The sequence below is a fragment of the Lentilitoribacter sp. EG35 genome, from assembly GCF_040784015.1.
Taxonomy (GTDB): domain Bacteria; phylum Pseudomonadota; class Alphaproteobacteria; order Rhizobiales; family Rhizobiaceae; genus Lentilitoribacter.
In genome coordinates, this window is the sequence record NZ_JBFNGQ010000006.1 from 160,145 (window position 1) to 183,722 (window position 23,578).

A 23,578-nucleotide genomic window follows, 5' to 3' on the forward strand; every position below is an offset into this window, starting at 1 on the left:
GCTTAACTCCTTGCATGAAAAAATGAAATTTACTTATCCATCGAAGCTACAAATGAGGGTTTTACGTTATAGAGATAGGCCATAATTTCACCCTCATCGGTTTGAACGGTAACAGGTACACGCCTGTAGCCTTCGCCTTCAAACTCATCCAGTCGCCACCAGTAGGCTGGCAAGTCTTTGGATTTGAATATTTGTACGGGAATATCATCGCCATTCGGGTCCAGAATGAGGGCTGGCAGGCCGATATGGGCTCCCTTGCTTGCATGGGTCAAATATCCGCGCACAGTGCCAGCACTCCACGTACCTACCATTCCGTCCATCTGATTAGAATTCACCTCCCCCGGCGCGAGCGTGCCGTAAGATGCCAATGTTGTTTCCAACGAGACTTCTGAACTGATTTGGGAATGGTGAGTGGTGTTAGAATCCATTGGGAAAATCCATATCATTTAAAAACTACAGCCCTAGCCTATCGCATGGTCTTTATATTTTCTCAAATAAAACATATTACCGTACCGACTTTGCTTCACCTCAAAAAATCCATTTGAAATATCAAGTTGATTACAGGCTGCCATAGAATAACCATTTTACCATTTAGTGTAGTTTCACCCACAATATGAGGTATCTGATGAAGATTTTTTTATACATTATTGGCGGACTTGCCTTTATCGCACCGATTATTCTTTGGCTCTTTGCAGCTGGTATGTCGTGCGCTTATGTGACCAGCGCTACAAATTGTGGCGCATCGTTTGAAGATTTTCTGGATTGGGAATTTTTAACCATCGCAGCGTTACCTTGGTTTGTCGCTCTGATTTGTTTTTTTATCGCAGGCCGTTATCGCCCCAAAGTGAAATCAGGGAACAAAGCCTAGCTTAAATCTAAACTCACATTGATCAATTTCATTGATTAGAGCATCACGATTTGTCATTTGAATTTATGCTCTTATCTTGATTAGCTCCGAATATGATTCGGGGAATCATGCTTCAGTTATGAGAATCTATTATGTCATTATTTAACGGTCTATCAGCTTTTCCAATAACCCCTGCAAATGAAGCTGGCATGGTCGATACAAACGCGCTTAAGGGCTTGCTTGAAAGATTAGTCCACGCGCGCGTGCAATCTATTGGCTTACTGGGCAGCACAGGCACGTATGCATTTTTATCTCGCAGCGAACGCAAAAGAGCGGTCGAAGCTGCCGTCACACAAGTTGCTGGCCGCACACCGCTGATTGTAGGTGTTGCGGCCCTGCGCACGAGCGAGGCAATACGCCTGGCAAAAGACGCAAAAGAGACAGGTGCGGATGCATTATTGATGGCGCCTATGTCCTACACCCCCTTAATGGATGAGGAGGTTTATCAGCATTATCTAGCTGTTGCAGCGGCAACTGATCTGCCACTTTGTATTTATAACAATCCAGGCACGACGAATTTCAAATTTTCATACAAATTGATTGAGCGTTTGGCGAAAATTGAAACGATACAGGCCATTAAAATGCCGCTACCGGCGGATGGCGATTTTAAACTTGAGCTCGCTACGCTGCGCGAGAATGTGCCACGTGATTTTTCCATTGGTTACAGTGGAGATTGGGGTTGCCCAAGAGCTATGCTGGCTGGAGCCGACAGCTGGTACAGCGTTGTTGCCGGAATTTTACCTGAAGCAACGCTCAATCTTGCAGACATAGCAGCATCCGGCAATGAGAAAAAAATGACCGAAATTGAAGCCATCTTTAAGCCACTTTGGGTTCTGTTCCAAGAATTTGGTAGCTTGAGAGTGACATATACAATCGCAAATTTGCTATTATTGACTGATGCAAAACCACCTTTGCCAATCCTACCGCTTGGCAAAACTGAGCAAGACCATATTGCAGCTGCGCTAGAAGCTTTTAATGTGCTCTGATTGTGATTTAACACGTCGCATGCTAGATGTGAGCCATCATATTTATCAGATATAAGGCTAATTCAATGCGCATATTACTTCGCCTCATCACCCACGGAATCGCACTTGGTATTGGCTTTGCAGGTGGTATTTACGCACTGCCTATACTCATAGCTCCACCGAGTGTTGATCGCGCCATGCTTGAGACATCGGCCAAAGATGCGACTTACCAGACAAGCTTTATACGTGAACTTAAAGGCAGTGATTTTTTACATTGGGGTGAAGGTGATGTGAGTATCTCAATGGATAAGATCGTTCACCAAGGCACAATGGCACCTGGTCCGGATTATAAAATCTATCTTACGAAGGAGTTCGTTGAAGATGAGGATAGTTTTAATGCGATTAAAGCCAGCTCCTTGCAGGTTGGCGAGGTAAAGACCTTTGATGGTTTTATTGCTGATTTGGGAAATGATGTTGATGTCGAGGCGTACAACACCGTAGTTATATGGTGTGAAACTTTTGGTGAATTCATCACCGCCGCAAAATATAGGTAATGATCTAATTGCACTGTTTTGCAACAACATTGCAATTATCATCTCTAAAATATGTGCAGCCCGCCTCAGTTGTGACTGCTGCACATGATCCACCAATGTAACTATCGTCAAAATTTTTGCCACCAAGCTGCGCGTTGACCAAAAATAAAATAAGAACGACAACCCAGGCTATCACAAAGCGCACCACGATGTTGCGCATAACTTCATTTGATTTCCAAAGCAGGTAGATTGCCAAAGGGAAAAGTATGAGCGGATATATTGCGTTACCAAGACTGAACCCGCCGGCAAAAAACAAAATCACGACGCCAATGGCAATTCCGATCCTCATATTTTTTTCAAATATAGCAGTTTTCCAAAGGCCAAAAAGCCCAATAGGAGCAAAGACCAACAGCCAAGCAATCAGAAGTGCTTTCCTGTTATACCAAGGTATTTGTTTTTCTGGCTCTTTATCTGACACACTCGCCCCCATTCCACTCAATTATGACAAATGCACAATTTTCACGCAATATTTAAGTTCTGTCCTTGCCAGAGCTTAGCTTGTTTTGCGGTCCCGAAGCACATTATCTATTGTATGATCGATAAAATCATCCAGCTCGTTTTCGACAAGAAACTCATGATAGAATGGATCACAGAGCATAGATGACAGACCTGCAATGGTTGAAAGAATCTGCAGGCGGAGCATTTTGGGGTCAATTTGGCTACTCCATCCTTTGCTCTGAGCATTTTTTATTGCTACCAATTGCTTCTCTGACAAACAGGCGATTGCTGATTTCAATGTATCATCGGCGTGTCGCGTAACATCGGGATTTCGCATCGCCATAAACAGCTTAGGATTGCTCTTCGCCCACACCACATCTGCTTTGATCATGGCGCGTAAATGCGCGCAAGGTTCCGGTGGTGAGAGTAGATCCTCGAGATCAATTTGATCTTTGTCCTCATGTTTTTGAGCAACCTTTTGTGTCGCGACAATCATATCGCTATAGCCCTTTGTTGCAACGGCTGTGAGCAATGCCGCTTTGTTTGAGAAGTGGCGCGCTGGAGCACCGTGCGAGACACCCAACTCTCGAGCGAGCTGCCTGAGACTCAAGTTTTCCACGCCGTTTTTCGCAATAAATTCAACGGCCTTATCCAGTAAATCCGCTCTTAAATTGCCATGATGATAATTTGATGTTGTCAACGCCTACATTTAACTCTGCATCTTATGTTGTCATCGTCAACTTCTAGTAAACCTACTATGAAATGCAAGCAAAACATGTTAATCAAAGAAAAGGAGCCGAGATACACACATGTATTTTCACCACCCTCACAAGATCGCCGCGAACCCTGCTCTATGCCCTCCATCCGAGATCAAGCAATAGTTTCTTGAGTGCTACTTATACGCGAACACCCTAAATCTGTTGATTACAATCCAGTATAGTTCATTAAGTTATCATCAATACATTCTCCATAACTATTGGCACTAGGCAAAAGGCATTTTTGTGAGATGTGCCGAGAATGCGCAAATGAATTGTCGCCACCTATTGCCATCAAATCTTTGCAAATAATTACAGGTAATTTCATGCGTCTCTCCCACCAATTGTTAATCGCAATGTCTCTTGCAACGATTATTGCTATCGCCGCAACCAGCATCACTAGCGTATTTGTAGCATCTGATAGCCTTGAGAAAGCCTATGGGGATAAACTATCTGCCATTGCAGATGGCAGACGAAATCAACTTGAAACCTACCTACAGGGTCTTGATGATAAGCTAAGTGGGCTGGCCAAGAACGAGGTATCATTAGCCGCGCTGAACATGTTTAAAATCGGTATCGAGCAAGTTAAAACAGATAATCCGACTGAAGCTTTACAAGGCTTAATAAATATCGAACGAGAAAGAGATGCGCTGGTAGCGTTTTACAAAGAAACCGGCACAATGGGATATGCGACCCAACTCAATAAATTCGGACCTACTTTAGATCAGTTTGCAACGGAAAATGCTCTCAATGATTTTTATCTTATCAACAAAAACGGCATGGTTGTTTACACCTCTAAAGCTGGTGATGAAATTGGAACAAACTTGATAGATGGACCTTATGCTGAAACAAAACTCGGCATTTTGAACAAGCATATCACAGAGGCGGCAGTTGCAAAGATGGAACAAGCCGCAGGTGGTGAAGAAAATACAGTGGAAATTGAAGAGCAAGGTGGCGTCAAGGACACAAATCAGGTTTTTCTGGAAGATTTTGCACCATATGAATTAGCTGACAATAAACCTGTAGCATTTATTGGCTTGCCGGTCGTCGATGCAAATCAATTTTTCTACGGTTCAATCATCGTGCAAGTCCCGCAAAAACAGATAGCGGCTATACTGAATAACCCAACGGGCCTTGGTAAAACCGGAGAGACAATACTTACATCTCCTGATGGCACACTCCTGCTGGATTCATGGCTAACTGATGAGTATGACCCACTAAATACAAAAATTGACCTGACCGCGTTCCCGAAAGTTGAAGGTCGCGAGGTTGTTCAAGGTACCATTACTGATTACCGCGACATGACAGCTATGATATCGATTGCTGATGTGCATTACGATGGCGCAACATGGCATCTCGCTGCCGTTATAAATAAAGACGAGGCGCTTGAGGGCACCATCGAAATGGAAATTGCGATTGCGACAGTAGCCGTGATCACACTAATCGCCGCCCTCGCCTTTGCATTCTGGTTTGCGCGCAGCATTACACGTCCAATCAGTGCAGTTATTGGAAATATGAAAGAATTGTCTTCTGGTAATACTGAGTTTGAACTAAATGGCATGACACGTAAGGATGAAGTTGGCGATATCGTTCGCTCTGTTGAAGGTTTCCGCCAAGCTGCAATTGACAAAATCCGTATCGAAGAAGACGCACTGGCGAACCGTTCACAAAGTGAAAAAGATCGCGCAGCAAACGAAGAAGAGCGTATACGCAGTGCAGCCGAAGTCACACAGACCGTTGACCAATTAGCAAAAGGTCTGGAGACACTTGCTTCTGGCAATCTGGTTTCAACACTCGACCAACCATTTATGGAGAGTATGGAATCCGTTCGCCACAACTTTAATACGTCTCTTGGAAAACTACGCGAAGCCCTTGCCAGTATTGATACAGGCGCTAGCTCAATCCGTAATGTGTCCTCAGAAATCTCGGCAGCCACGGGTGACCTTTCAAGCCGCACTGAACGCCAGGCCGCATCTTTGGAAGAAGCTGCAGCTGCAGTTCAAGAGTTGACAGAAAATGTACGTAGTGCAGCAGGTCAAGCACAAGAAGCCGCAACATTGGCAAAATCGGCGAAAACGGATACTGACCAATCAAGTCAGGTTGTATCTGATGCAATGAGTGCAATGAGCCGCATTGAACAAGCATCACACGATATTGGTGGCATCATCAATGTGATTGATGAGATTGCATTCCAAACGAATCTTCTTGCACTCAATGCAGGTGTTGAAGCGGCCCGTGCTGGCGAGGCAGGCAAAGGCTTTGCCGTTGTTGCACAGGAGGTTCGCGAACTTGCTGGCCGCTCTGCGGAAGCTGCAAAGGAGATAAAAAGCCTAATTGATACATCCAATAACGAAGTTGATCAGGGCGTAAAACTGGTAAAAGAAACCGGTGAAGTGCTTGAAAAAATCTCAACGAACGTCTCCGATATCGATACGCGTATCAGCCAAGTTGCTAACAGCACGAGTGAACAACTCGATAGTATCGAGACGGTGAACTCAAGCGTAAGCGAACTCGACCAACGTATCCAACAAAATGCTGCAATGGCAGAAGAAACAACAGCTGCAACCGGCCACCTAGTCGAAGAGATTGATAGTTTGGCACAAATGGTTAACGCCTTTGATATTGGAACAGACAGTAAATCTGCCAACTCAAGCGCAGCAAGAAGCACATCAAACAAAACAACCAACGACAATGGGCTAAAACAAATGGCTGCAAAAATGAAGACAACAGCCCCTGCCCCCAAAGTGACTGCAAAACCAACGCCTCAACCGGTCGCAAATAAAGCACCAATTGCAGCTGCAACAAATGCTGCCGTCGCCCACGTGCAGGATGATGATGATTGGGACGAATTTTAAATATCAGCCCCCGCTAGAAATTATCTCCTTATACCCAAAGGAGTTCTAGCATCCCGCCAGTGAACACGTCACTGGCGGTTTTTTTTCATCCGAAACATCTCCAAAATTAATTTTAAACTTGTTCCCCCCGGTTCGTTCTTAAGACACCGTAAACGTATTTTTACTAGAGTAGAATGTAATGAATATCTGGATCATATCAGCCTCTGTTTTTGCTTCTCTTGGTGCACTTTCCTTTGCTGTGCGTTCGTCGCGCAAAGTCAACGACATGAACAAACATGTGGACAGTTTATCGGCACAAATAAAGCAACAATCGGCTGCATTTGAAGATGCAAAATCAGCGCTACAAGAGCTCAAAAATGAAGTCTATGGTAATTCACGACGCGAACAACCAACTGCTAATATCACATCAACAGACCCAATTATTCCAATTTCTACCGAACAAGCAGAAAGCCTTCGTAATACCGCACAAATCATGCAGGACGCTGCAGCAGCGCCGGAATATGATGATCCAAAAAAGTGGGATGATGTTTGAATTCCGTTAACTTTTAACAACTAAAAGAGTACTTAAGTCAACTAAACTATACTTTGTTATACTTGTATATACTGATAAAAATTTAGTAGTGCGTAGAATTAACCCGCCAATGGAAAGCAAGTAATGCGTCTTTCCGCTGGCGGGTTTTTTCATGCCACCCCGACATGAACATGTAATCCAGCATTCAAGAACATATTAGGGGGGTATTTGTGAAAATCTATATGCGGCGCACCATCAGTTTGCCATTTTCCTTAAAGTTGGTGAAACCAAATTGCCGGTAAAGCGCGTGCGCGTTATCAGTACCTAATATAAAGTTCGAAACGTTACGCAAGTCCGGATGATCTAAAATGGCGGTCATCAGCATCTTTGCAACGCCCTTGCCACGAGCTTCTTCAAATACAAAAAGATCGAAAATATAGGCCATAAATGCATGATCTGTGACCACGCGGGCAAAGCCAATTTGCTTGCCGTCATCAAGGGCAACAAAGCAGACCGAGTTTTCAAAACTTGTACGGATAGCAAATGGCGAACGCCCTGCCCCCCAGTAAGTTCCCTGTAGAAAAGAGCAAACACGGTCAAATTCGATCAGTCTCTGATCGGTTGAAATTGTAATCGTTTTATTAACTTCCATAAAATCCTCATACCAAGCAAAGCTTTTGCGAGGATTGAGGTGACAAAATCATGAATGTGAACAGCTCTGGTTGCTAATGTGCGCACAACAGATCGGTGGATGACAAGCGCACTCTATGCATGTTAAAGCGATGATATGAGGGAACTTCCACCACGGCATGCGCCATTGAAATTGTCTGCTTCAAGGCCTATTAAACCGCTATTAGATTACAACCCACCGCAGGCTCCACTCGACATTATCTATGGCGATGATGATATTTTGGTTCTCAATAAGCCCGAGGGCCTTTTAACGGTGGAAGGCAAGCATGAAGACCATAAGGACTGTCTTGAGGCACGAGCCATTGCAGATTTCCCCACCGCACGCATCGTTCACCGTCTGGATATGCACACATCTGGCCTTATTGTTTTGGCGCTGCACGCTGGTGCGCTACGACATCTAAGCCGCCAGTTCGAACTTCGCAGAACGGAAAAGAGTTATGAGGCGCTGGTTTGGGGTACGATGATCTATAATGAGGGCATTATTGATTACCCTTTACGATGTGATTGGGATAAACGCCCGTTGCAAATGGTGGACTGGGAGCAGGGCAAACCCTGCGAAACATATTATAAATTGATCGATTGGAAAGACGGCGTCAGCCGTGTGCTATTGTGCCCCAAAACCGGGCGCTCTCACCAATTGCGCGTACATATGCTCGCCCTCGGACACCCTATATTAGGCGATGAGTTCTATGCCGATGGCGAAGCTCTCGCTGCATCGCCTAGACTCTGCCTGCACGCAAAAAAACTGACAGTCGAGCACCCGATCACCGGCGCGATGATGACATTTGAGAGTGCAGTTGAGTTTTAAAAACGCACATCAAAATGCATTTTCGGTAAAGTTTTTTTTAGGTAAAAAACAATACTTCGCTCTGGTCAGTTGTAGGAATTTGAAATATATTTAATTCAAACACCTTCCCAAATGAGAGATTCTTCATATGACATATGTACCTGCAGCTAATCGCTATGAAAGCATGAAATATAATTATTGTGGTAATTCCGGGCTTAAACTGCCTGCTATTTCGCTTGGTCTCTGGCATAATTTTGGCGGTGATACGCCTCATGATACGAAGGTTGATATCTGCCGAAAAGCATTTGATCTTGGTATTACCCATTTTGATCTTGCCAACAATTATGGCCCGCCTGCGGGGTCTGCCGAAGAAGCCTTTGGTGAAATTTTGCACACTGATTTTGCTGGCTACCGTGATGAACTTATCATCTCGTCAAAGGCTGGCTATGAGATGTGGGATGGCCCTTATGGCGAATGGGGCAGCCGCAAATATCTGATCGCATCATGTGATGCCAGCCTTCGCCGGATGGGGCTAGATTATGTGGATATTTTCTATTCCCATCGCTTTGACCCAAACACCCCGCTTGAAGAAACCATGGGCGCGCTCGACCAGATCGTAAAATCCGGCAAAGCGCTTTATGCCGGCATTTCGTCCTATAATTCAGAGCGCACACGTCAGGCAGTTGCAATTCTTGAAGACCTTGGCACGCCTATGCTGATCCACCAACCGAGCTACAATATGCTCAATCGCTGGGTAGAAACCGACGGCTTGAAAGATACGCTCAAAGAACTTGGTGTTGGTTCCATTGCATTTACACCCCTTGCCCAAGGTATGCTGACCAACAAATACCTCAATGGAATTCCAGAGGGTTCACGCGCGACACAAGGCAAATCACTGCTGGATGGCTTTATCAACGAGCGCTCGCTCAACAGCATCAAGAAGCTAAATGAAATTGCAGAGGGTCGCGGCCAAACTCTGGCTCAAATGGCCATTGCATGGGTCTTGCGCGAAGGTGGCATTACCACAGCACTTATTGGCGCATCAAAAGCCAGCCAGGTTGAAGATTGTGTCGGCGCGATTAATAATCTCGAATTTACCGCTGATGAATTAAAACTTATTGATGAACATTCGGGCGGCGAAGACATCAACCTTTGGGCCAAGTCTTCGGCTGGATAGAAATACCTGGTATCTGAAGGTGGGCGTTTTTGATGCCTACCTTTATCTTCTGACCTGCCAATATTGTTGATAGTTTCTGCCAATTATCTTCTTTCTGTCAAAAAAGTCTGTTAGTGAGAGAAAACTTATCGATTAATATTGGAGAATCTTATGAAAATTGCAGTTCTTGGCGGAGATGGTTTTGTAGGCTGGCCGACATGTTTGCATCTGTCCGACAAAGGGCATGAGGTTCATATTATTGATAACCTCTCACGCCGATGGATCGATACGGAGCTGGGTGTTCAGTCGCTTACACCAATGGATTCCATTCAGGAACGGACCCGCATCTGGCACGAAGAAACAGGGCGTCGCATTCATTTCCATTTGATTGATCTGGCCAAGGATTATGACGTTTTAAAAAATTGGCTGGCTGAACATCGTCCTGATGCGATCGTGCACTTTGCCGAGCAACGCGCTGCGCCTTATTCAATGAAATCGGACAAGCATAAGAATTATACCGTTAATAACAATGTTAGCGGAACTCATAATCTGCTTAACGCAATGGTAGAAATTGGGCTTGATGCGCATTTGGTGCATTTGGGAACAATGGGCGTTTACGGGTACTCCACTGTGGGTGCGGCAATTCCAGAAGGGTATTTGCCTGTTGGCATTGAAACTATGGATGGAGAAACGGTCAAGCAGGATATTTTATATCCAGCCAATCCAGGTTCGATATACCATATGACAAAGTGTCTTGATCAATTGCTGTTTCAATTCTACGCAAAAAATGATCAGGTTCGTATCACTGATTTGCACCAAGGCATCGTCTGGGGCACGCACACCGAGCAAACGCGCGTTCACCCGCAGCTGATCAACAGGTTTGATTATGATGGTGATTACGGCACAGTTCTCAACCGCTTTTTGATCCAGGCAGCGATTGATTTTCCTTTGACTGTTCATGGTACAGGCGGGCAAACACGTGCATTTATTCACATTCAAGATTCGGTTCGCTGTATTGAACTTGCGTTGAATGAGACACCAAAAGCCGGTGATCCAGTTCGGATATTCAACCAGATGACGGAAACGCATAGAGTGCGTGACCTTGCTGAAATGATTGCTAACCTTACGGGCGCAAAAATTGCTTACCTGCCAAATCCTAGAAAAGAAGCTGTTGAAAATGAGCTCGTTGTTAAAAACGATCAATTCCTCGCTTTGGGGTTAGACCCTATCACCTTGGAAAACGGCTTGCTGGATGAGGTTATGGAAGTGGCCAAGAAGTTTGCTTATCGTGTGGACCGCAGCCGCATACCGGCAGTATCGGCATGGACCAAGGACATTTCAAAAACTGTGGAAGCTGACCCTGAAAAACTGGGCCTAAAAATTGTCTCCTAATATGGTTACAAAAAAAGCCTATGTGACGCTGGTTACCAATGATAATTATGCAATGGCCGCACATGCTCTTGTGCGGTCGATCGTCCTTTCAGGTTCTAAAGCTGATATCATTGTCTTGCACACGATAGCGGTTTCGATCAGTTCACTGGAACCGTTGGCGGAGCTTGGTGCGAAACTACGCGCAGTATCTCATCTGCCAACTTCGGACGAGTTTAACCATCGTCATGGCAAGCAAAAAATCCATGCAAACTCACCATTTTTAAAGGGTGAGAAGCCTGAATTTCATACCCCGCTCGATAATTTTATCAAACTTCGGCTTTGGGAACTGGTTGAGTATGAGCGCATTATCTTTCTTGATGCGGATACGATTGTCATACGCAATATTGATAAGTTATTTTCCTATCCAGAATTTTCTGCCGCGCCTAACGTGTATGAAACTGTGGCAGATTTTCATCGCCTTAATTCTGGTGTTTTCGTGGCCACACCTTCGCTTACAACATTCGAAAACATGATCAAAGAACTCGACACACCTAACGCCTATTGGCGACGTACGGATCAGAGTTTTCTTGAACATTTTTTCCCTGATTGGCATGGCCTGCCGGTCTTTTACAATATGCTGCAATATGTTTGGTTTAACCTTCCGGAATTATGGGAGTGGAAGTCGGTTCATGTCATTCATTATCAATATGAAAAACCTTGGCAGGAGGATCATCCTAAGTCAGAGCAACTTGGTATCTTGATCAACCTTTGGAAAGCTTATTACGCCGGATCAGACATCCCAGATTTGGACAAGTTGCCATCACCACCGCATAAAGCGACATGAGTAAAAAACGCATCATTGTAAGCGGTGCAACGGGTTATGTAGGGCGCTTTATTGTTGAGGGGCTGCTATCCGAAGGTCATGAGGTGCTTGCGCTTGGGCGAAAAGAACCGAAGCAAGGCTTTTTCAGCCAGCCAGTTGATTTCGAGCCAATGGTACTTTCGCAATCTGAATATAATCTGGATGTTTTTCAAGGTTGCTCTGGGCTGGTGCATACCGCATTTCACCATGTAGCGGGTAAATATCGCGGCGGCGAAGGTGATCAGCCTGAGGAATTTGTGCAGCTTAATCATGAAGGTTCAGTGGCGCTTTATAATGCTGCAAAAGCTGCTGGCGTTTCCCGCGCCGTGTTTTTATCAAGCCGGGCGGTTTACGGGCAACAAGAGCCCGGCGAGATGCTTTTTGAAACAATGGCACCCTCACCCGACACGTTGTATGGTCAGGTAAAACGGCAAACCGAGCTGGCCTTGGCTGAGCTATCAGATCAGCATTTCCTGCCCATAATCCTGCGTGCCACAGGTATTTATGGCCCTGCAAATCCTTCATCAAACCATAAATGGCATACACTGTTTGAAGATTTTAGAACCAACAAACCCATTGAACCGCGCGTGGCAACAGAAGTCTATGGCAAGGGTCTCGCCAATGCAATTAATCTGTTGTTGGGCGCAGGAACTGATATTCTCAGCGATATATCGGGTGGCGAAGATGCGCCAATTTTCAACATCTCCGACATTGTTTTAGATCGATATGAGTTGCTGCAAGCCTACGCAAAAATGACAGATCTTGATAATCAAAACCTGCCGCAACGCGCAGATGCCGCGAGCTTGAATGCAATGGATTGTACGCGCCTTAAGGCGCTTGGCTGGAAACCTTTAGGACACGTTGATCTATCTTGGTTGACATAAACAAGATAGATCAAACAGTATCATTGCAGTTTGACCAAGAGGTGCTACTTCATCGAGCTTAAGCCAAACATGTTGCCTTCGGTATCCTGACACAAAGTCACCCAGCCAAATTTTCCGATTGAAAATTTTGGTCGCATAACCTTTCCGCCTGCTGCCGCAACTCGTGTTTCCTCAACAGCGCAGTCTTCGACGGAGAAATATAATACCGTGCCACCCATCCCCGGGTTTGCATGTTTTGACTTTACCAAAGCGCCACCTGCACCATACACGTTCATATCAGCGGGAAAACTCATCATCTGCGTTTCACCCGTTGGATCGACAATTTCTTCGAGTTTCTGGCCCAAAACAGTTTCATAGAATGCAACGGCTCGATCTAATTCATCTACATAGATATCAAACCATCCAACTGCGTTCATCTTTGACATATTCAACTCCTGTTTGATGTAAATATGCCAGACACCTATCAAGATGCTGTTGGTGTGTATTGTATATTTCAGACATCGAATTTTTTGGAATATCTTGCCGGCGTATAACCCGTGGCTTTGCGAAACGAATGAATGAAGTGAGACTGGTCAGCATAAGACAATGATGGCTCGCCATTTAGCGCTTGTTGCAATCGCAGAACTTTAAGAAAATCATGCGGCGCAAACCCTGTTGTGCGTTTTAGCGTTCGTTGAAGCTGGCGCGGAGATATATTTGAAATTTCAGCCATGTCGGCAACCGAATAAATATCATCAAGATGTTGGAATATTTTTTCCGTAACAGGGTTCGCAACCACCAAATTATTATCAATCAACATTTCCACGAAACGAGACAAGGCCTGCTGGTTCGCAGAAAAATCCCGTTTGAGTAGATCCTGATTTATATCGATCAATGGCAGAGCGCCATAATATATATTGTCCACCAACCCGTATTCCGCTGGCTCACGATCATTTTGCCAAACACCGGGCAAAAACCGAATATTGATAAAGTGAAATTCCCTGCCCAAATTTAGCTCTTCCGACGATGCACGTAATTTGGTGACACCTGCAATTTGCGCATCTAACTGATCAAAGACGATATAGGTGCATGCATCTGGCAAGGCGTGAAATCGATAATCTTCGGGCAGTGTGCCATTGGTTTTAAGTTCCAGGAAACGATGGACAATGCCGCGTAAATGGCTTGGCGGCTCTAGCTCGACAAATTGCACAGATTGTACTGTTTTTTCTTTGCCATTTCCTTTTGGATCATACATGTCTACTGCATTTCTCAGTTTAGTTTTGAAAACAGTGATACAGCAATGACGACTATATAGGGAATAGTAAAGTCTGCTTGGTTCAACCGCGCTTCAAACAGCTGATTTTGCAGATCCATTTACCTGTTAACAGCCATGTGTGAAATCAAGTGGTTACCCCTCCTCCAACCGATCTGTTGCTGGTGCAGGTGATTTGCTCAAAGCGGTGATTTGCTCATAAAGTTCTTGCGTCATCTCAAAATCCACTGCGGCCAGTGAGGGTTTCAACTGCAAGGCCGAACGAGCCGAGATAATGGGTGATGGCTGGGCGGGGTGCGCCGCTGCCCAGGCAACGGCCAGCGTTGCAGAGGCGATGCCCATATCAGCCGCAATTTCTGCAAGATCATTTGCAGTTTTATGCATCCAAGGCTGATCATAACGCGCCTTATAGCGTGCATCCTCGCTCAACCGCCCTATCCCGCTGCTTTTCGAATATTTACCCGTAAGCAAGCCAGCACCAAGCGGTGAGTAAGGTATCAGGCGAATATCCTGATCTTGTGCCATTGGGATAATCTCAACCTCGGCTTGACGTTTAACAAGACTGTACATTGGCTGAATGACATCAATCTTTGTGCCGAGAGATTTTGCGACACCTTGCGCCTTCATCACTTGCCACGCGGCATAGTTTGAAACGCCAATATAGCGAATTGCACCAGATGATTGGAGCTCCGTTAATGTCTCAAACGTTTCTTCCAATGCGACATCTTCATCAAATCGGTGCATATAAAGCAGATCAACGGCATCTTCTTGGAGCTGCCGTTTGCATATCTCGAATTGTGTTATGATATTCTTGCGCGACGCGCCACCAACATATCCAACCTTGGTTGCCAGAAAGATATTATCGCGCTCATGCTTTATAAATTCACCAATTAACTTTTCAGATCGACCATCCGTATAACCCATAGCCGTATCAAAATGCGTGATGCCAGCATGTCGGACAGCTTCATACATTGCATAGCTTTCGCTCGCATCAGCATTGCCGCCAAATTGCATGGTTCCAAAAGTCAATCGTGAAGTGGATTGCCCGTTTCTGGTTGTGAGTTGTGTATAAGGTTTTTGCATTTGCAGCGGCTAACATGCCTATATGACAGAGTAAAGACTGGCCACTTAGACGCATTTTTGCATTAAATACGTGCAAACAGACATATTTTTGCATTCGCCAAGCCATTTGAGTGCTATAAATGCACATAACTAAAAAAACAACGGGACTAAATCATGTTGAAATGGGGCATATTATCGACCGCCAAAATTGGGGTTAAGGATGTTATTCCGGCAATTTTTCGATCAGAGAATTCAGTCGTTGAAGCCGTTGCATCACGTGACCTGACGCGGGCACAGAATGTGGCCGATCAATTTGGTATCCCTCAAGCATTTGGGTCTTATGACGAGCTTTTGGCTTGCGATGATATAGACGCTGTTTACATACCGCTCGTAACATCTGAACACGCCGAATGGACGATCAATGCGGCCAATGCCGGCAAGCATGTGCTTTGCGAAAAACCAATGGCGCTAAAAGCTGATGATATTCACGCGATTATTTTGGCTGCAGACCGCAATAAGGTTGTCGTTTCTGAAGCTGTGATGATCACATATCACCCGCAATGGCTCAAGGTCCGCGAACTTATTGCATCAGGAGCTATTGGCGAGCTCACCCATGTGCAAAGTGCTTTCACCTATTTCAATGATGACGCAAGTAATATGCGAAATATACCCGAACTCGGCGGCGGAGCATTGCTTGATATCGGCATATACCCTATTGCAGCTACGCGCTTTGCAACGGGCAAAGAACCACATCGTGCGATGTCCGAAATTAAGTTTGATGAGACATTTGGCACTGATACCTATTCATCGAGCCGCATTGATTTTGGTGATTTTGAGCTCTCTATGTATGTCTCGACACAGATGGCGCACCGCCAATCTATTGTTTTCCACGGCGATAAAGGCTGGATCGAACTCAGCGCTCCATTCAACGCTGGAAAATATGACGCTGATTGCGTGACATTACATAATGCTGCGCATAATAAGGTTGAAACTTTCCGATTTATAGACATCAACCAATACACGGAACAGGCGGATGCATTTACACGTATGGTTGTAAATGAAGTGCAACCAGATGGTATTGAAGTTCTTTCGTTGGAGAGCTCATACAATAATCAAAAGGTCATTGACACTCTATTTACTGCCAGCATCATAGAAACGTGGACCCAAGTATAGTTTTTATTGCTTGATGTTTTACTCTAAATTACAAGTGTATTTTGCAATACACATGTCATAAAATTAGAAACTATCAAGAGATACAACCGAATACAACTCTATTTTCACTTTCATAAAAGTGACAATAAACTGCCATAATTTTGAATTTCCCATACAAATCATATAATTAGTAAAATCCATTCACTTGTCATGAATACTTGGAAGTACATGAGATTGCACTAGTACAATTTCGTTGATTATTGCAAGGTTTTGTTAATCATAAATATGACATTCTAAGGAAGAAATAATCGTAAAAAGTGTATTTATCTTTTCCTCTACGTACACTTTAAAACCAACCTGTTAACTGCGAGCTATAATGATAAAAGCAATGAGCACAAATACACTCGACGAGCGGATGGGTTTTATAAAATTCGGTGAGAATGAAAAGAAAGCGCTTCTGGAAGCCAAACCAGCTATCAACGATGCGCTCGACAATGCCCTCACAAATTTCTACGAGCAAATTATGAAATTTGAAGAAACCGGCAAATTCTTTGATAGTAGAGACCATATGGATGCGGCCAAAAGTGCGCAGGCACTCCATTGGGGACGTATCACCGATGCAAATTTCGATAGTGATTATGTTCACGCAGTAAGCCAAATTGGTCTTGCACATGCGCGTATAGGGTTGGAACCACGTTGGCATATTGGCGGATATGCACTTCTTATTTCAGACCTGTTAGACGCTGTTATCAACGATGAATGTAAGGGTTATTTCAACCGTAAGATTGCTGATGGGCTTTCAGCAAAAGCAGGTGCAATTGTTAAATCCGCTCTACTGGATGTGGACTATGCTATTGAGGTTTATCTGAATCAGATTGCAGGTGAAAACCAAATCGCTGAAGATAAAGAAAAAGTACAGAATACAAAGCGAGATGACGCCTTAGCAATATTTTCAGACGCACTGGATCAACTTGCAGAGGGCAACCTTGAGGTCAGGCTTTCCGACGCCCTACCGGAAGAATTTCTGGACATGGGTGCAGCCTATGACAAAGCAATGGAGCGTTTATCCGGTACGCTTGCGTCTGTGCGATCATCCACCAATGCTACACAGGAAAACTCCGAAAGCATATCTCAAAGCGCATTGCACTTGGCCACACGCACAGAACAACAAGCAACGTCGCTAAATGAGAGTTCCGCAGCGTTACACGAGCTTACAGAAAGCGTTCAAACGACCGCCGATATTACCGCTGAAGCCAAAGAAACAATTTTAAACTTTACGACAGAGATAACACAAGCAGAAGGCGTCATGGTCGAAGCACTAAGCTCAATGAATGGCATTGAGAGTTCATCTAAACAGGTGGCCAATACAGTTGCTATTATTGATGAGATTGCTTTTCAAACCAATTTATTGGCGCTTAATGCAGGTGTTGAGGCCGCCCGCGCAGGTGAAGCAGGTAAAGGCTTTGCTGTGGTTGCGCAAGAAGTACGCGAACTTGCACAAAGGTGCGCAAGTGCTGCGAAAGAAATATCAGATTTAATAAACGCCTCCGGCAAACAAATTGATGCCGGTGTCATTAACGTGAAAGACACATCAGACGCGCTGACCAAGCTCGTTGGTGAAACGTCGGGACTTGGGTCGCTTATTAATCGCGTTGAATCATCCGCTAAGGAGCAATCATCCACCCTTAGCGAGATTAATAACGCAATTGTTGATTTGGACACCATCACGCAACAAAACGCCGGGATGGTTGAAGAAACTACAGCTGCAACAGCATCGTTGAGAGATGATGTAAATCAGCTTGTAGGGGCAATGGCGCAGTTCAAAACTAGACAGAATCCCCATTCTAGATCTGGTGGCTCGCAAGAGGCAGCTTAGCCATTGCCCACAAATTTGTGGTCTGTCATTTCCCCCAAAAATGATCATGATCACAAGCGTAGAGAGGGTGATGGACCCACATTGCACAAGGTCCATCACCCTTTTCATTTTACAAAGATTTATAACCGTATTTTGGAATACATTTTACAATCGGTTGGCTCGCTTGAGATGTTTGGGTGAATAAAGTAACGCCTAAGGGTACCTTCATATTCCAGTCCGCACTTTTCAATTACACGCTGGGAATTACGATTATCCACATGGCAGAATATCTGTGCACGATAAATCTTATCTTGCGCTAAAGCCCAGTTGATAAGCATAGTGAGTGCCTCGGGCACGATTCCCCTCCCCCAATAGGCACTTGCAATCACATAGCCAAATGATACTCTAGGCGGCATAAGATGCATACCCGCCATGCCCATAGGCTTGCCTTTATACTCGATGACGAATTCATAATTTTTCCCGGCTTCCCATTGCTTGATGCAATGATCGATCCACCATTCGGACTTGCTTAATTCTGTGTGAGGCTTCCAACTCATAAATTTAGGTACATCTGGATCAGTCATATAGGCATCATGCAAAATGGCAGCATCAGATGCCTGAGCTTTGCGCAAGATCAAACGCTCGGTTTCTATCCGTTCTGGTGGCTGGAATACATCTCTGTCTGACATACTTTATACTTTCCAAGTAACCTACTCAGTAGAGCATCAGACCACACTGTAATCGAACTCTTGCTTCCATTCGAATTCAGACTTTTGATAGGTCCATTATTGTCTCTTATTGATCTTCGTTATGTTATCTCTCAATAACCCTCTTGAGCTTTTGACAATGGAGTTTAGTGTGCAACATATGTCTTACTCAACATCATCTTTCAGGTGATTCGCAGGTAATCTCATGAATAAAAACCTTTTTCCGCTCTTAGCACTATTATCCGGCTCTGGCTTTCTGTTCTTTGCCGGTGGTATCAATGGGTTGATCCTGCCCATTCGCGGTGCTGATGAAGGGTTTTCCACCTTCTCACTTGGCCTTTTGGGTACGGGTTGGTCGGTGGGATACATTTTGGGCTGTATCTATGCCCCGCGCTTGGTCTCGCAAGTTGGACATGTGCGCTCTTTTGGAGCGATGGCGGCTGTGGCTTCGCTGTCGGTCCTGCTCTCGGCTTTGATCATTTCTCCTGCGGCATGGATCATATTGCGCTCGCTGGCGGGCTTTGCCTTTGCCGGTGCTGCGATGATTGTGGAAGGTTGGCTCACAGATAAAACCGATGCAAAGTCGCGCGGTTCCGTTTTTGGCATCTACACGATGGTCAATCTGGCGGCCTCGACAATGGGGCAAGTTTCGCTTGCCGTTAGCGGTTCAATTGGCGTTGAGATATTTATTTTAGCCGGAATATTTTACTCGCTTGCGTTGCTGCCAACCGCAGTTTCTGCCTCAGTTACACCCACACCCATTGTGGAAGCAAAGCTGGACATCAAAGAACTTTGGCGAAACTCGCCCATTGCTATCGTCGCGATTTTATTTGTAGGCATATCTAATGGTGCATTTGGAACGCTTGGCGCAGTATATGCAAAAGACATTGACCTTAGCATTACTGAAATTTCCATATTTATGAGCATCCCTATTTTAGCCGGTGCTTTGGCACAAGTTCCAATCGGCTATCTGTCCGATCACATGGATCGCAGAATAGTATTGATGGGAGTTTGCGCCGTTGCGCTTGTCGCGGACGTGGCGTTTGTCATGTCTTCACCCGATAATGTCACACATCTTATTATATTGGCCGCAGTCTTTGGTTCCACGATTTTTTCAATGCACCCTATTCTGATAGCCCATGCAAACGACCACGCGGCACCTGGCTCTTCACTTAGGGTATCTGGTGGACTACTTCTCATGCTCGGTATTGGTTCCGTCATCGGGCCAATCGTTGCAGGTATTCTCATGTCCGTAGAAGGGCCGTCTGGACTGTTTATCCTCATCACAGCAGCTCATGCGGTCATTATTTTATTTACGGTCGCGCGAACCTTGATCCGAGATGCGGTTGATAGGAAAGACAAAGGCTACTTCATTTTCCTCAACCCAACCCGGAATTCTACGCCTCAAACATCAGTTTTATCGGGCATATCAACCGAAGAGACGATTGAAGAAGAGGATAAGTCAGATGAAAGTGATACGAAATCCTAAGTAACTAGCACTTATATGAAAATCGTTTATGGTGTCCGATGATGTCACTATTAACACTACCCTCGCTGGATTCTATCCTCATTATTCTGACCGTTATCGCGACTGCTGTTATGGCGGCATCGGCTGCCTTGCAAGGTGTGCGGCAGGGTTTTGATCCATTTGGCACCACCGTATTAGCGGTTGTAACCGCTGTTGGTGGCGGTACGTTTCGTGATATGTTAGTGGGCTCCACACCTGTTTTCTGGCTTAATGATATGACCTATTTATCTGTAGCCATACCCATTGGCCTACTGACCTATTTTCTGGGCAGTAAACTAGAAGCTGGTGGTGGGCATCGACTGACGATTTTGCTATATCTGGATGCAATCGGTCTGGCGCTGTTTACGCTTGTGGGCGTGGAAGTTGCATTAGCTCATGAATTATCATTCCTGCCGGCCGTGATATTGGGTTGCACAACAGGCGTTGTCGGCGGCATGTTGCGCGACCTTTTGTGTGGGCAACAACCGGTCATCCTAAAGCAAGATCTTTATGCTACAATCTCTCTATTAGGTGGCGGCGTATTCATTATTGCATTGAACTATACACCACCGGAGCTGAGCCTTACGATCGCATTCCTTTTCATGGTAATCTTTCGCTTTATTGTGATTTTTCAGAAGCGAAAAGCAACTTAGGTTTCAACTCTATTTCGCCCAATTTTGAGCTTCTGCAGCTTTTTCACCAAGCCATAGAACATCATATCCGCATATCACTTTGTAACCCTTGGCGAAAAGCTCATCGACATAGTCTTTTGTCATCGCCACATTCCCTAAAGGTATGCCTGCCTTGTTCGCCACCTTTTCAATCCGAGTAATGGCTGCAATAACTTTTGGATGATTAAACTGCCCTGAAACGCCAAGATCAGTCGACAAGTCAAACCTTGCAGGAATTATTAGATCAACGCCCGGGACAGCGCAGATTTCATTTATGTTTTCAACACCTTCTTTTGTTTCTACCAACAGGCAACAAGCGACGTTTCCATCTGCCATTTCTTTATAATCCGACAGATTTTTCTGCCATCTAGATTGCGCCATGAAAGGACCAAACCCACGCACGCCGACAGGCGGATAGTGAACAGAAGCGACGGCACGCTTCGCATCTTCTGCATTTTTAGTCATTGGAAAAAGAATACCCTCGGCACCCAGATCAAGCGCACGTTTAACCTCAACATGATCATTTTGTGTTACCCGCACCAATGGCGCGCAAGAGGTCCCTGCCGTAGCGGCAATCATGGCATGCGCAGAAGCTTGATCAATAGGCCCATGCTCAAAATCAATAATCACCGCGTCACTACCGGCAGCGGCAATGGTCTGAGTAACCATTGGAGACGGGATAGAACAAAAGTGCGCCGTCAGTTTGGCGTCTTTTTCTGCCAACTTCTTCTTAAATGTGAACTCAGTCATAATTGCCTCTTAGATTACCACTTTAATCAAAGCACTTTGCAGAAATATTTAAATCGGCGCAATCACACAATTTTACAGGTGTATTAGGTTCAAGCGCGTCAATCACCTGCCACTCATCATTGGCATGAATAAGGCTGATGGGGTGAATAGCGCGCGGCGACGTTGACCTTGCATTAATGCGCACTATATTTTTTTGATCAATGGCTTGGGCAAATGCGGCTATGCGTGGGTCAGGTTCAGGCAAATTGTCTGACGCAAATTGGTATTTCTGCTGTGTTGTTTTCACCCGTTCGCGCACAATATCCGGCAAAGATTCAACAAGCTTGCTACGTGCGCGATTAGCAGCTGATGCTAAACCAAGCTCTTCAAGTTCGGGAATAGGTTTGGATAAGATTATGGCCAGTGCCATGGCTTCATCTGCGGCAAGCCCCGTGAGCCGTGTGCGATAATTAAAACCAAGCTCGATGCCGCCCTGATTTCCCTGCAGAACAACAATTGGCAGCCCTGCTTCCGTCATTGCATCCACATCACGCATAATCGTGCGGCGCGTAACCTCAAGTTCTTGAGACAATTCAAGGCTGGTCATCCGGCCTCGGTTTTGCAAAAGCAACATGATTTGCAACAATCGCGCAGCACGCATTTTTATGAGTCCCCTCTCAAATATGACATAAGATGTCATATAAGGGTGTTTATATGAAACAGTCAATCAACGAGGAAACGCAATGAATTACATAGAATTTTCAAGCAAGATTGACGCAACGCCTGCCGTTATCTGGGATATATTAACTGATAAAGACCAACTCCTTGCTGGCAACGTGGGCATCACCCGCCTTGAGGGTGATATTCGTCTGGGCAACAAAATTAAGCTCTGGGCGGAAGTTGGGGGTGATCGCGCTTTCCCTATCAAGATTATTGAAATGGATATGAACAAAAAAATGGTTTGGCAGGGTGGCATGCCTCTTGGACTGTTTACTGGCACAAGACAATTTAACATTACACAAGATGGCAATGGTTCTATCTTTCATCTGCGCGAAGATTACACTGGGTTGCTCACCAACATGATCAGAAAATCCATGCCAGACATGAACCCGTCATTTGAGAAATTTGTTCTTGCTATAAAACGCCTTGCGGAAGCCAAAGCTGGAGAGACACAATCATGAGCATGATTACCTATGGTACTGGAGAGCCAGACGACCCCTGGATTTTAAAGACACCACCACTCAGTTCGGAATATCTGGCGTGGAAAGATGAAAGCCTGACCCCGCCTGCTCTCGTTATTCAAGTGGGCAAAACCAAACTTTCCTATCAGTTACGCTGCATTGAAGATTTGCATCAAATGCTGGTTGCGCGAGGCGATTGGATGTTGCTTGGCAATGCCGATGAAGGCAAACCGGTCAAAGACGATAGTGTCGAAGCGTGGGCAAGATCAGAAGATAATCCGGTAGGCGGTTACTATGGTTTGCGAAAGGGCTACCGTGGACGCTTTGCCAATTACGTACCACCTGTTCTCGAGTTATTGGGACTTGTTGAACTGGAGCATGAAAAGCGAGGCAACCGGGTACGAGCTGATCAAATCCCCCAGTAACTATTAATAATCAATCATATAGGTTTCATTAACCAAGCTCCCCAATAATAAGAGTGCCTGACTTACACATAAAATAACATAGCATCAGGTGTTTATGGGGAAAACTATGTCACTGGTTAATAATAACTTTACGGGCTGTCAACTTGCGCTTCCTTAAGGCAACATTGATCGCTATTGTCTTATCTTTTCTGACTGGCTGGGCACCCTCATTTAGCGCAGCAACAACAGTCCGCGCCTCTATAGAAGAACTTAAATTTCTATAT

General features: G+C 45.1%; 27 protein-coding genes. 16 read left to right on the forward strand and 11 right to left on the reverse strand.

The annotated features are described in order from the left end of the window. Nucleotides 1–29: 29 nt before the first annotated feature. A complete protein-coding gene (locus AB2J24_RS12260; RefSeq protein ID WP_162651230.1) occupies nt 30–428 on the reverse strand; it encodes a gamma-glutamylcyclotransferase family protein in 399 nt (132 codons plus the stop codon). 197 nt (nt 429–625) lie between these two features. On the opposite strand from AB2J24_RS12260, the gene AB2J24_RS12265 reads away from it, so the two are divergent. The 3 genes from AB2J24_RS12265 (at nt 626) to AB2J24_RS12275 (ending at nt 2,426) form a co-directional block, all read left to right on the forward strand. Then, nucleotides 626–868 (forward strand): hypothetical protein, encoded by a 243-nt coding sequence (locus tag AB2J24_RS12265; RefSeq protein ID WP_367385656.1) that lies wholly within the window; start codon nt 626–628, stop codon nt 866–868. 131 nt (nt 869–999) lie between these two features. Beyond that, nucleotides 1,000–1,893 carry a dihydrodipicolinate synthase family protein gene (locus tag AB2J24_RS12270; RefSeq protein ID WP_367385657.1) on the forward strand — a complete coding sequence of 298 codons (894 nt, stop codon included), beginning with the start codon at nt 1,000–1,002 and terminating at the stop codon, nt 1,891–1,893. 65 nt (nt 1,894–1,958) lie between these two features. After that, complete coding sequence (locus AB2J24_RS12275) at nt 1,959–2,426, forward strand: DM13 domain-containing protein (RefSeq protein WP_367385658.1); 468 nt, start codon at nt 1,959–1,961, stop codon at nt 2,424–2,426. A 4-nt stretch (nt 2,427–2,430) separates the two neighbouring features. Here AB2J24_RS12275 and AB2J24_RS12280 read toward each other — a convergent pair whose 3' ends face one another. The 3 genes from AB2J24_RS12280 to AB2J24_RS12290 all read right to left on the reverse strand — a co-directional run bounded on the left by AB2J24_RS12280 (nt 2,431) and on the right by AB2J24_RS12290 (nt 3,986). Continuing rightward, nucleotides 2,431–2,883 carry a hypothetical protein gene (locus tag AB2J24_RS12280; RefSeq protein ID WP_367385659.1) on the reverse strand — a complete coding sequence of 151 codons (453 nt, stop codon included), beginning with the start codon at nt 2,881–2,883 and terminating at the stop codon, nt 2,431–2,433. 75 nt (nt 2,884–2,958) lie between these two features. Beyond that, on the reverse strand, nt 2,959–3,603 hold the full coding sequence (locus AB2J24_RS12285; protein WP_367385660.1) for a TetR/AcrR family transcriptional regulator: 645 nt from the start codon (nt 3,601–3,603) through the stop codon (nt 2,959–2,961). Nucleotides 3,604–3,827: 224 nt separating this feature from the next. After that, nucleotides 3,828–3,986: a hypothetical protein gene (locus AB2J24_RS12290; protein WP_162651235.1), complete on the reverse strand. Its 159-nt coding sequence runs from the start codon at nt 3,984–3,986 to the stop codon at nt 3,828–3,830. Between AB2J24_RS12290 and AB2J24_RS12295 the strand changes: the two genes are divergently transcribed. Next, complete coding sequence (locus AB2J24_RS12295) at nt 3,985–6,513, forward strand: methyl-accepting chemotaxis protein (protein ID WP_367385661.1); 2,529 nt, start codon at nt 3,985–3,987, stop codon at nt 6,511–6,513. The two genes, AB2J24_RS12290 and AB2J24_RS12295, sit on opposite strands and share 2 nt — an antisense overlap. A gap of 178 nt (nt 6,514–6,691) precedes the next feature. After that, on the forward strand, nt 6,692–7,045 hold the full coding sequence (locus tag AB2J24_RS12300; RefSeq protein ID WP_162651237.1) for a hypothetical protein: 354 nt from the start codon (nt 6,692–6,694) through the stop codon (nt 7,043–7,045). A gap of 217 nt (nt 7,046–7,262) precedes the next feature. Here the strand turns inward: AB2J24_RS12300 and AB2J24_RS12305 are convergent, their stop codons facing one another. Next, a complete protein-coding gene (locus tag AB2J24_RS12305; protein ID WP_367385662.1) occupies nt 7,263–7,676 on the reverse strand; it encodes a GNAT family N-acetyltransferase in 414 nt (137 codons plus the stop codon). A gap of 135 nt (nt 7,677–7,811) precedes the next feature. Here AB2J24_RS12305 and AB2J24_RS12310 point away from each other — a divergent pair, with 135 nt between their 5' ends. The 5 genes from AB2J24_RS12310 (at nt 7,812) to AB2J24_RS12330 (ending at nt 12,774) form a co-directional block, all read left to right on the forward strand. After that, nucleotides 7,812–8,522, forward strand: coding sequence for a pseudouridine synthase (locus tag AB2J24_RS12310; protein ID WP_367385663.1), 711 nt, complete (start codon nt 7,812–7,814; stop codon nt 8,520–8,522). A gap of 127 nt (nt 8,523–8,649) precedes the next feature. Next, nucleotides 8,650–9,678 carry an L-glyceraldehyde 3-phosphate reductase gene (gene mgrA / locus AB2J24_RS12315; protein ID WP_367385664.1) on the forward strand — a complete coding sequence of 343 codons (1,029 nt, stop codon included), beginning with the start codon at nt 8,650–8,652 and terminating at the stop codon, nt 9,676–9,678. 150 nt (nt 9,679–9,828) lie between these two features. Further along, complete coding sequence (locus AB2J24_RS12320; protein WP_367385665.1) at nt 9,829–11,049, forward strand: NAD-dependent epimerase/dehydratase family protein; 1,221 nt, start codon at nt 9,829–9,831, stop codon at nt 11,047–11,049. A gap of 1 nt (nt 11,050) precedes the next feature. Next, a complete protein-coding gene (locus AB2J24_RS12325) occupies nt 11,051–11,872 on the forward strand; it encodes a glycosyltransferase (protein ID WP_367385737.1) in 822 nt (273 codons plus the stop codon). Then, nucleotides 11,869–12,774: an NAD-dependent epimerase/dehydratase family protein gene (locus AB2J24_RS12330; protein ID WP_367385666.1), complete on the forward strand. Its 906-nt coding sequence runs from the start codon at nt 11,869–11,871 to the stop codon at nt 12,772–12,774. Before AB2J24_RS12325 ends, AB2J24_RS12330 begins: the two co-directional genes overlap by 4 nt. Nucleotides 12,775–12,818: 44 nt before the next feature. Here the strand turns inward: AB2J24_RS12330 and AB2J24_RS12335 are convergent, their stop codons facing one another. From AB2J24_RS12335 to AB2J24_RS12345, 3 genes are all read right to left on the reverse strand, one after another. Beyond that, on the reverse strand, nt 12,819–13,199 hold the full coding sequence (locus AB2J24_RS12335; RefSeq protein WP_367385667.1) for a VOC family protein: 381 nt from the start codon (nt 13,197–13,199) through the stop codon (nt 12,819–12,821). A 68-nt stretch (nt 13,200–13,267) separates the two neighbouring features. Beyond that, complete coding sequence (locus AB2J24_RS12340) at nt 13,268–14,008, reverse strand: helix-turn-helix domain-containing protein (protein ID WP_162651244.1); 741 nt, start codon at nt 14,006–14,008, stop codon at nt 13,268–13,270. 153 nt (nt 14,009–14,161) lie between these two features. Continuing rightward, entirely contained in the window at nt 14,162–15,109 is a 948-nt protein-coding gene (locus tag AB2J24_RS12345) for an aldo/keto reductase (protein ID WP_367385668.1), read from the reverse strand. A gap of 153 nt (nt 15,110–15,262) precedes the next feature. Between AB2J24_RS12345 and AB2J24_RS12350 the strand changes: the two genes are divergently transcribed. After that, the gene (locus tag AB2J24_RS12350; RefSeq protein WP_367385669.1) at nt 15,263–16,261 is read left to right on the forward strand and encodes a Gfo/Idh/MocA family protein; all 999 of its coding nucleotides are present in this window, start codon (nt 15,263–15,265) and stop codon (nt 16,259–16,261) included. A gap of 367 nt (nt 16,262–16,628) precedes the next feature. Further along, nucleotides 16,629–18,116 carry a globin-coupled sensor protein gene (locus AB2J24_RS12355; RefSeq protein WP_162651247.1) on the forward strand — a complete coding sequence of 496 codons (1,488 nt, stop codon included), beginning with the start codon at nt 16,629–16,631 and terminating at the stop codon, nt 18,114–18,116. A 119-nt stretch (nt 18,117–18,235) separates the two neighbouring features. Here the strand turns inward: AB2J24_RS12355 and AB2J24_RS12360 are convergent, their stop codons facing one another. Next, complete coding sequence (locus AB2J24_RS12360; RefSeq protein ID WP_367385670.1) at nt 18,236–18,784, reverse strand: GNAT family N-acetyltransferase; 549 nt, start codon at nt 18,782–18,784, stop codon at nt 18,236–18,238. Nucleotides 18,785–19,007: 223 nt separating this feature from the next. Here AB2J24_RS12360 and AB2J24_RS12365 point away from each other — a divergent pair, with 223 nt between their 5' ends. Beyond that, nucleotides 19,008–20,291 carry an MFS transporter gene (locus AB2J24_RS12365; protein WP_367385671.1) on the forward strand — a complete coding sequence of 428 codons (1,284 nt, stop codon included), beginning with the start codon at nt 19,008–19,010 and terminating at the stop codon, nt 20,289–20,291. A 41-nt stretch (nt 20,292–20,332) separates the two neighbouring features. Then, the gene (locus AB2J24_RS12370; RefSeq protein ID WP_367385672.1) at nt 20,333–20,962 is read left to right on the forward strand and encodes a trimeric intracellular cation channel family protein; all 630 of its coding nucleotides are present in this window, start codon (nt 20,333–20,335) and stop codon (nt 20,960–20,962) included. 9 nt (nt 20,963–20,971) lie between these two features. Here the strand turns inward: AB2J24_RS12370 and AB2J24_RS12375 are convergent, their stop codons facing one another. Continuing rightward, nucleotides 20,972–21,730 carry an HpcH/HpaI aldolase family protein gene (locus AB2J24_RS12375; protein ID WP_162651251.1) on the reverse strand — a complete coding sequence of 253 codons (759 nt, stop codon included), beginning with the start codon at nt 21,728–21,730 and terminating at the stop codon, nt 20,972–20,974. A gap of 22 nt (nt 21,731–21,752) precedes the next feature. Next, on the reverse strand, nt 21,753–22,370 hold the full coding sequence (locus AB2J24_RS12380) for a helix-turn-helix transcriptional regulator (RefSeq protein WP_162651252.1): 618 nt from the start codon (nt 22,368–22,370) through the stop codon (nt 21,753–21,755). A gap of 82 nt (nt 22,371–22,452) precedes the next feature. Between AB2J24_RS12380 and AB2J24_RS12385 the strand changes: the two genes are divergently transcribed. Beyond that, the gene (locus AB2J24_RS12385) at nt 22,453–22,890 is read left to right on the forward strand and encodes a hypothetical protein (RefSeq protein WP_367385673.1); all 438 of its coding nucleotides are present in this window, start codon (nt 22,453–22,455) and stop codon (nt 22,888–22,890) included. Further along, a complete protein-coding gene (locus AB2J24_RS12390; protein ID WP_162651254.1) occupies nt 22,887–23,315 on the forward strand; it encodes a DUF6855 family protein in 429 nt (142 codons plus the stop codon). Before AB2J24_RS12385 ends, AB2J24_RS12390 begins: the two co-directional genes overlap by 4 nt. Nucleotides 23,316–23,578: the final 263 nt, after the last annotated feature.

Excerpts from the sequence above, each read along its gene's own strand:
- AB2J24_RS12260 (WP_162651230.1), bottom strand. The coding sequence starts at position 428 with ATGGATTCTAACACCACTCACCATTCCCAAATCAGTTCAGAAGTCTCG.
- AB2J24_RS12265 (WP_367385656.1), top strand. The coding sequence starts at position 626 with ATGAAGATTTTTTTATACATTATTGGCGGACTTGCCTTTATCGCACCG.
- AB2J24_RS12270 (WP_367385657.1), top strand. The coding sequence starts at position 1,000 with ATGTCATTATTTAACGGTCTATCAGCTTTTCCAATAACCCCTGCAAAT.
- AB2J24_RS12275 (WP_367385658.1), top strand. The coding sequence starts at position 1,959 with ATGCGCATATTACTTCGCCTCATCACCCACGGAATCGCACTTGGTATT.
- AB2J24_RS12295 (WP_367385661.1), top strand. The coding sequence starts at position 3,985 with ATGCGTCTCTCCCACCAATTGTTAATCGCAATGTCTCTTGCAACGATT.
- AB2J24_RS12290 (WP_162651235.1), bottom strand. The coding sequence starts at position 3,986 with ATGAAATTACCTGTAATTATTTGCAAAGATTTGATGGCAATAGGTGGC.
- AB2J24_RS12300 (WP_162651237.1), top strand. The coding sequence starts at position 6,692 with ATGAATATCTGGATCATATCAGCCTCTGTTTTTGCTTCTCTTGGTGCA.
- AB2J24_RS12305 (WP_367385662.1), bottom strand. The coding sequence starts at position 7,676 with ATGGAAGTTAATAAAACGATTACAATTTCAACCGATCAGAGACTGATC.
- AB2J24_RS12310 (WP_367385663.1), top strand. The coding sequence starts at position 7,812 with ATGAGGGAACTTCCACCACGGCATGCGCCATTGAAATTGTCTGCTTCA.
- mgrA (WP_367385664.1), top strand. The coding sequence starts at position 8,650 with ATGACATATGTACCTGCAGCTAATCGCTATGAAAGCATGAAATATAAT.
- AB2J24_RS12320 (WP_367385665.1), top strand. The coding sequence starts at position 9,829 with ATGAAAATTGCAGTTCTTGGCGGAGATGGTTTTGTAGGCTGGCCGACA.
- AB2J24_RS12325 (WP_367385737.1), top strand. The coding sequence starts at position 11,051 with ATGGTTACAAAAAAAGCCTATGTGACGCTGGTTACCAATGATAATTAT.
- AB2J24_RS12330 (WP_367385666.1), top strand. The coding sequence starts at position 11,869 with ATGAGTAAAAAACGCATCATTGTAAGCGGTGCAACGGGTTATGTAGGG.
- AB2J24_RS12335 (WP_367385667.1), bottom strand. The coding sequence starts at position 13,199 with ATGTCAAAGATGAACGCAGTTGGATGGTTTGATATCTATGTAGATGAA.
- AB2J24_RS12340 (WP_162651244.1), bottom strand. The coding sequence starts at position 14,008 with ATGTATGATCCAAAAGGAAATGGCAAAGAAAAAACAGTACAATCTGTG.
- AB2J24_RS12345 (WP_367385668.1), bottom strand. The coding sequence starts at position 15,109 with ATGCAAAAACCTTATACACAACTCACAACCAGAAACGGGCAATCCACT.
- AB2J24_RS12350 (WP_367385669.1), top strand. The coding sequence starts at position 15,263 with ATGTTGAAATGGGGCATATTATCGACCGCCAAAATTGGGGTTAAGGAT.
- AB2J24_RS12355 (WP_162651247.1), top strand. The coding sequence starts at position 16,629 with ATGAGCACAAATACACTCGACGAGCGGATGGGTTTTATAAAATTCGGT.
- AB2J24_RS12360 (WP_367385670.1), bottom strand. The coding sequence starts at position 18,784 with ATGTCAGACAGAGATGTATTCCAGCCACCAGAACGGATAGAAACCGAG.
- AB2J24_RS12365 (WP_367385671.1), top strand. The coding sequence starts at position 19,008 with ATGAATAAAAACCTTTTTCCGCTCTTAGCACTATTATCCGGCTCTGGC.
- AB2J24_RS12370 (WP_367385672.1), top strand. The coding sequence starts at position 20,333 with ATGTCACTATTAACACTACCCTCGCTGGATTCTATCCTCATTATTCTG.
- AB2J24_RS12375 (WP_162651251.1), bottom strand. The coding sequence starts at position 21,730 with ATGACTGAGTTCACATTTAAGAAGAAGTTGGCAGAAAAAGACGCCAAA.
- AB2J24_RS12380 (WP_162651252.1), bottom strand. The coding sequence starts at position 22,370 with ATGCGTGCTGCGCGATTGTTGCAAATCATGTTGCTTTTGCAAAACCGA.
- AB2J24_RS12385 (WP_367385673.1), top strand. The coding sequence starts at position 22,453 with ATGAATTACATAGAATTTTCAAGCAAGATTGACGCAACGCCTGCCGTT.
- AB2J24_RS12390 (WP_162651254.1), top strand. The coding sequence starts at position 22,887 with ATGAGCATGATTACCTATGGTACTGGAGAGCCAGACGACCCCTGGATT.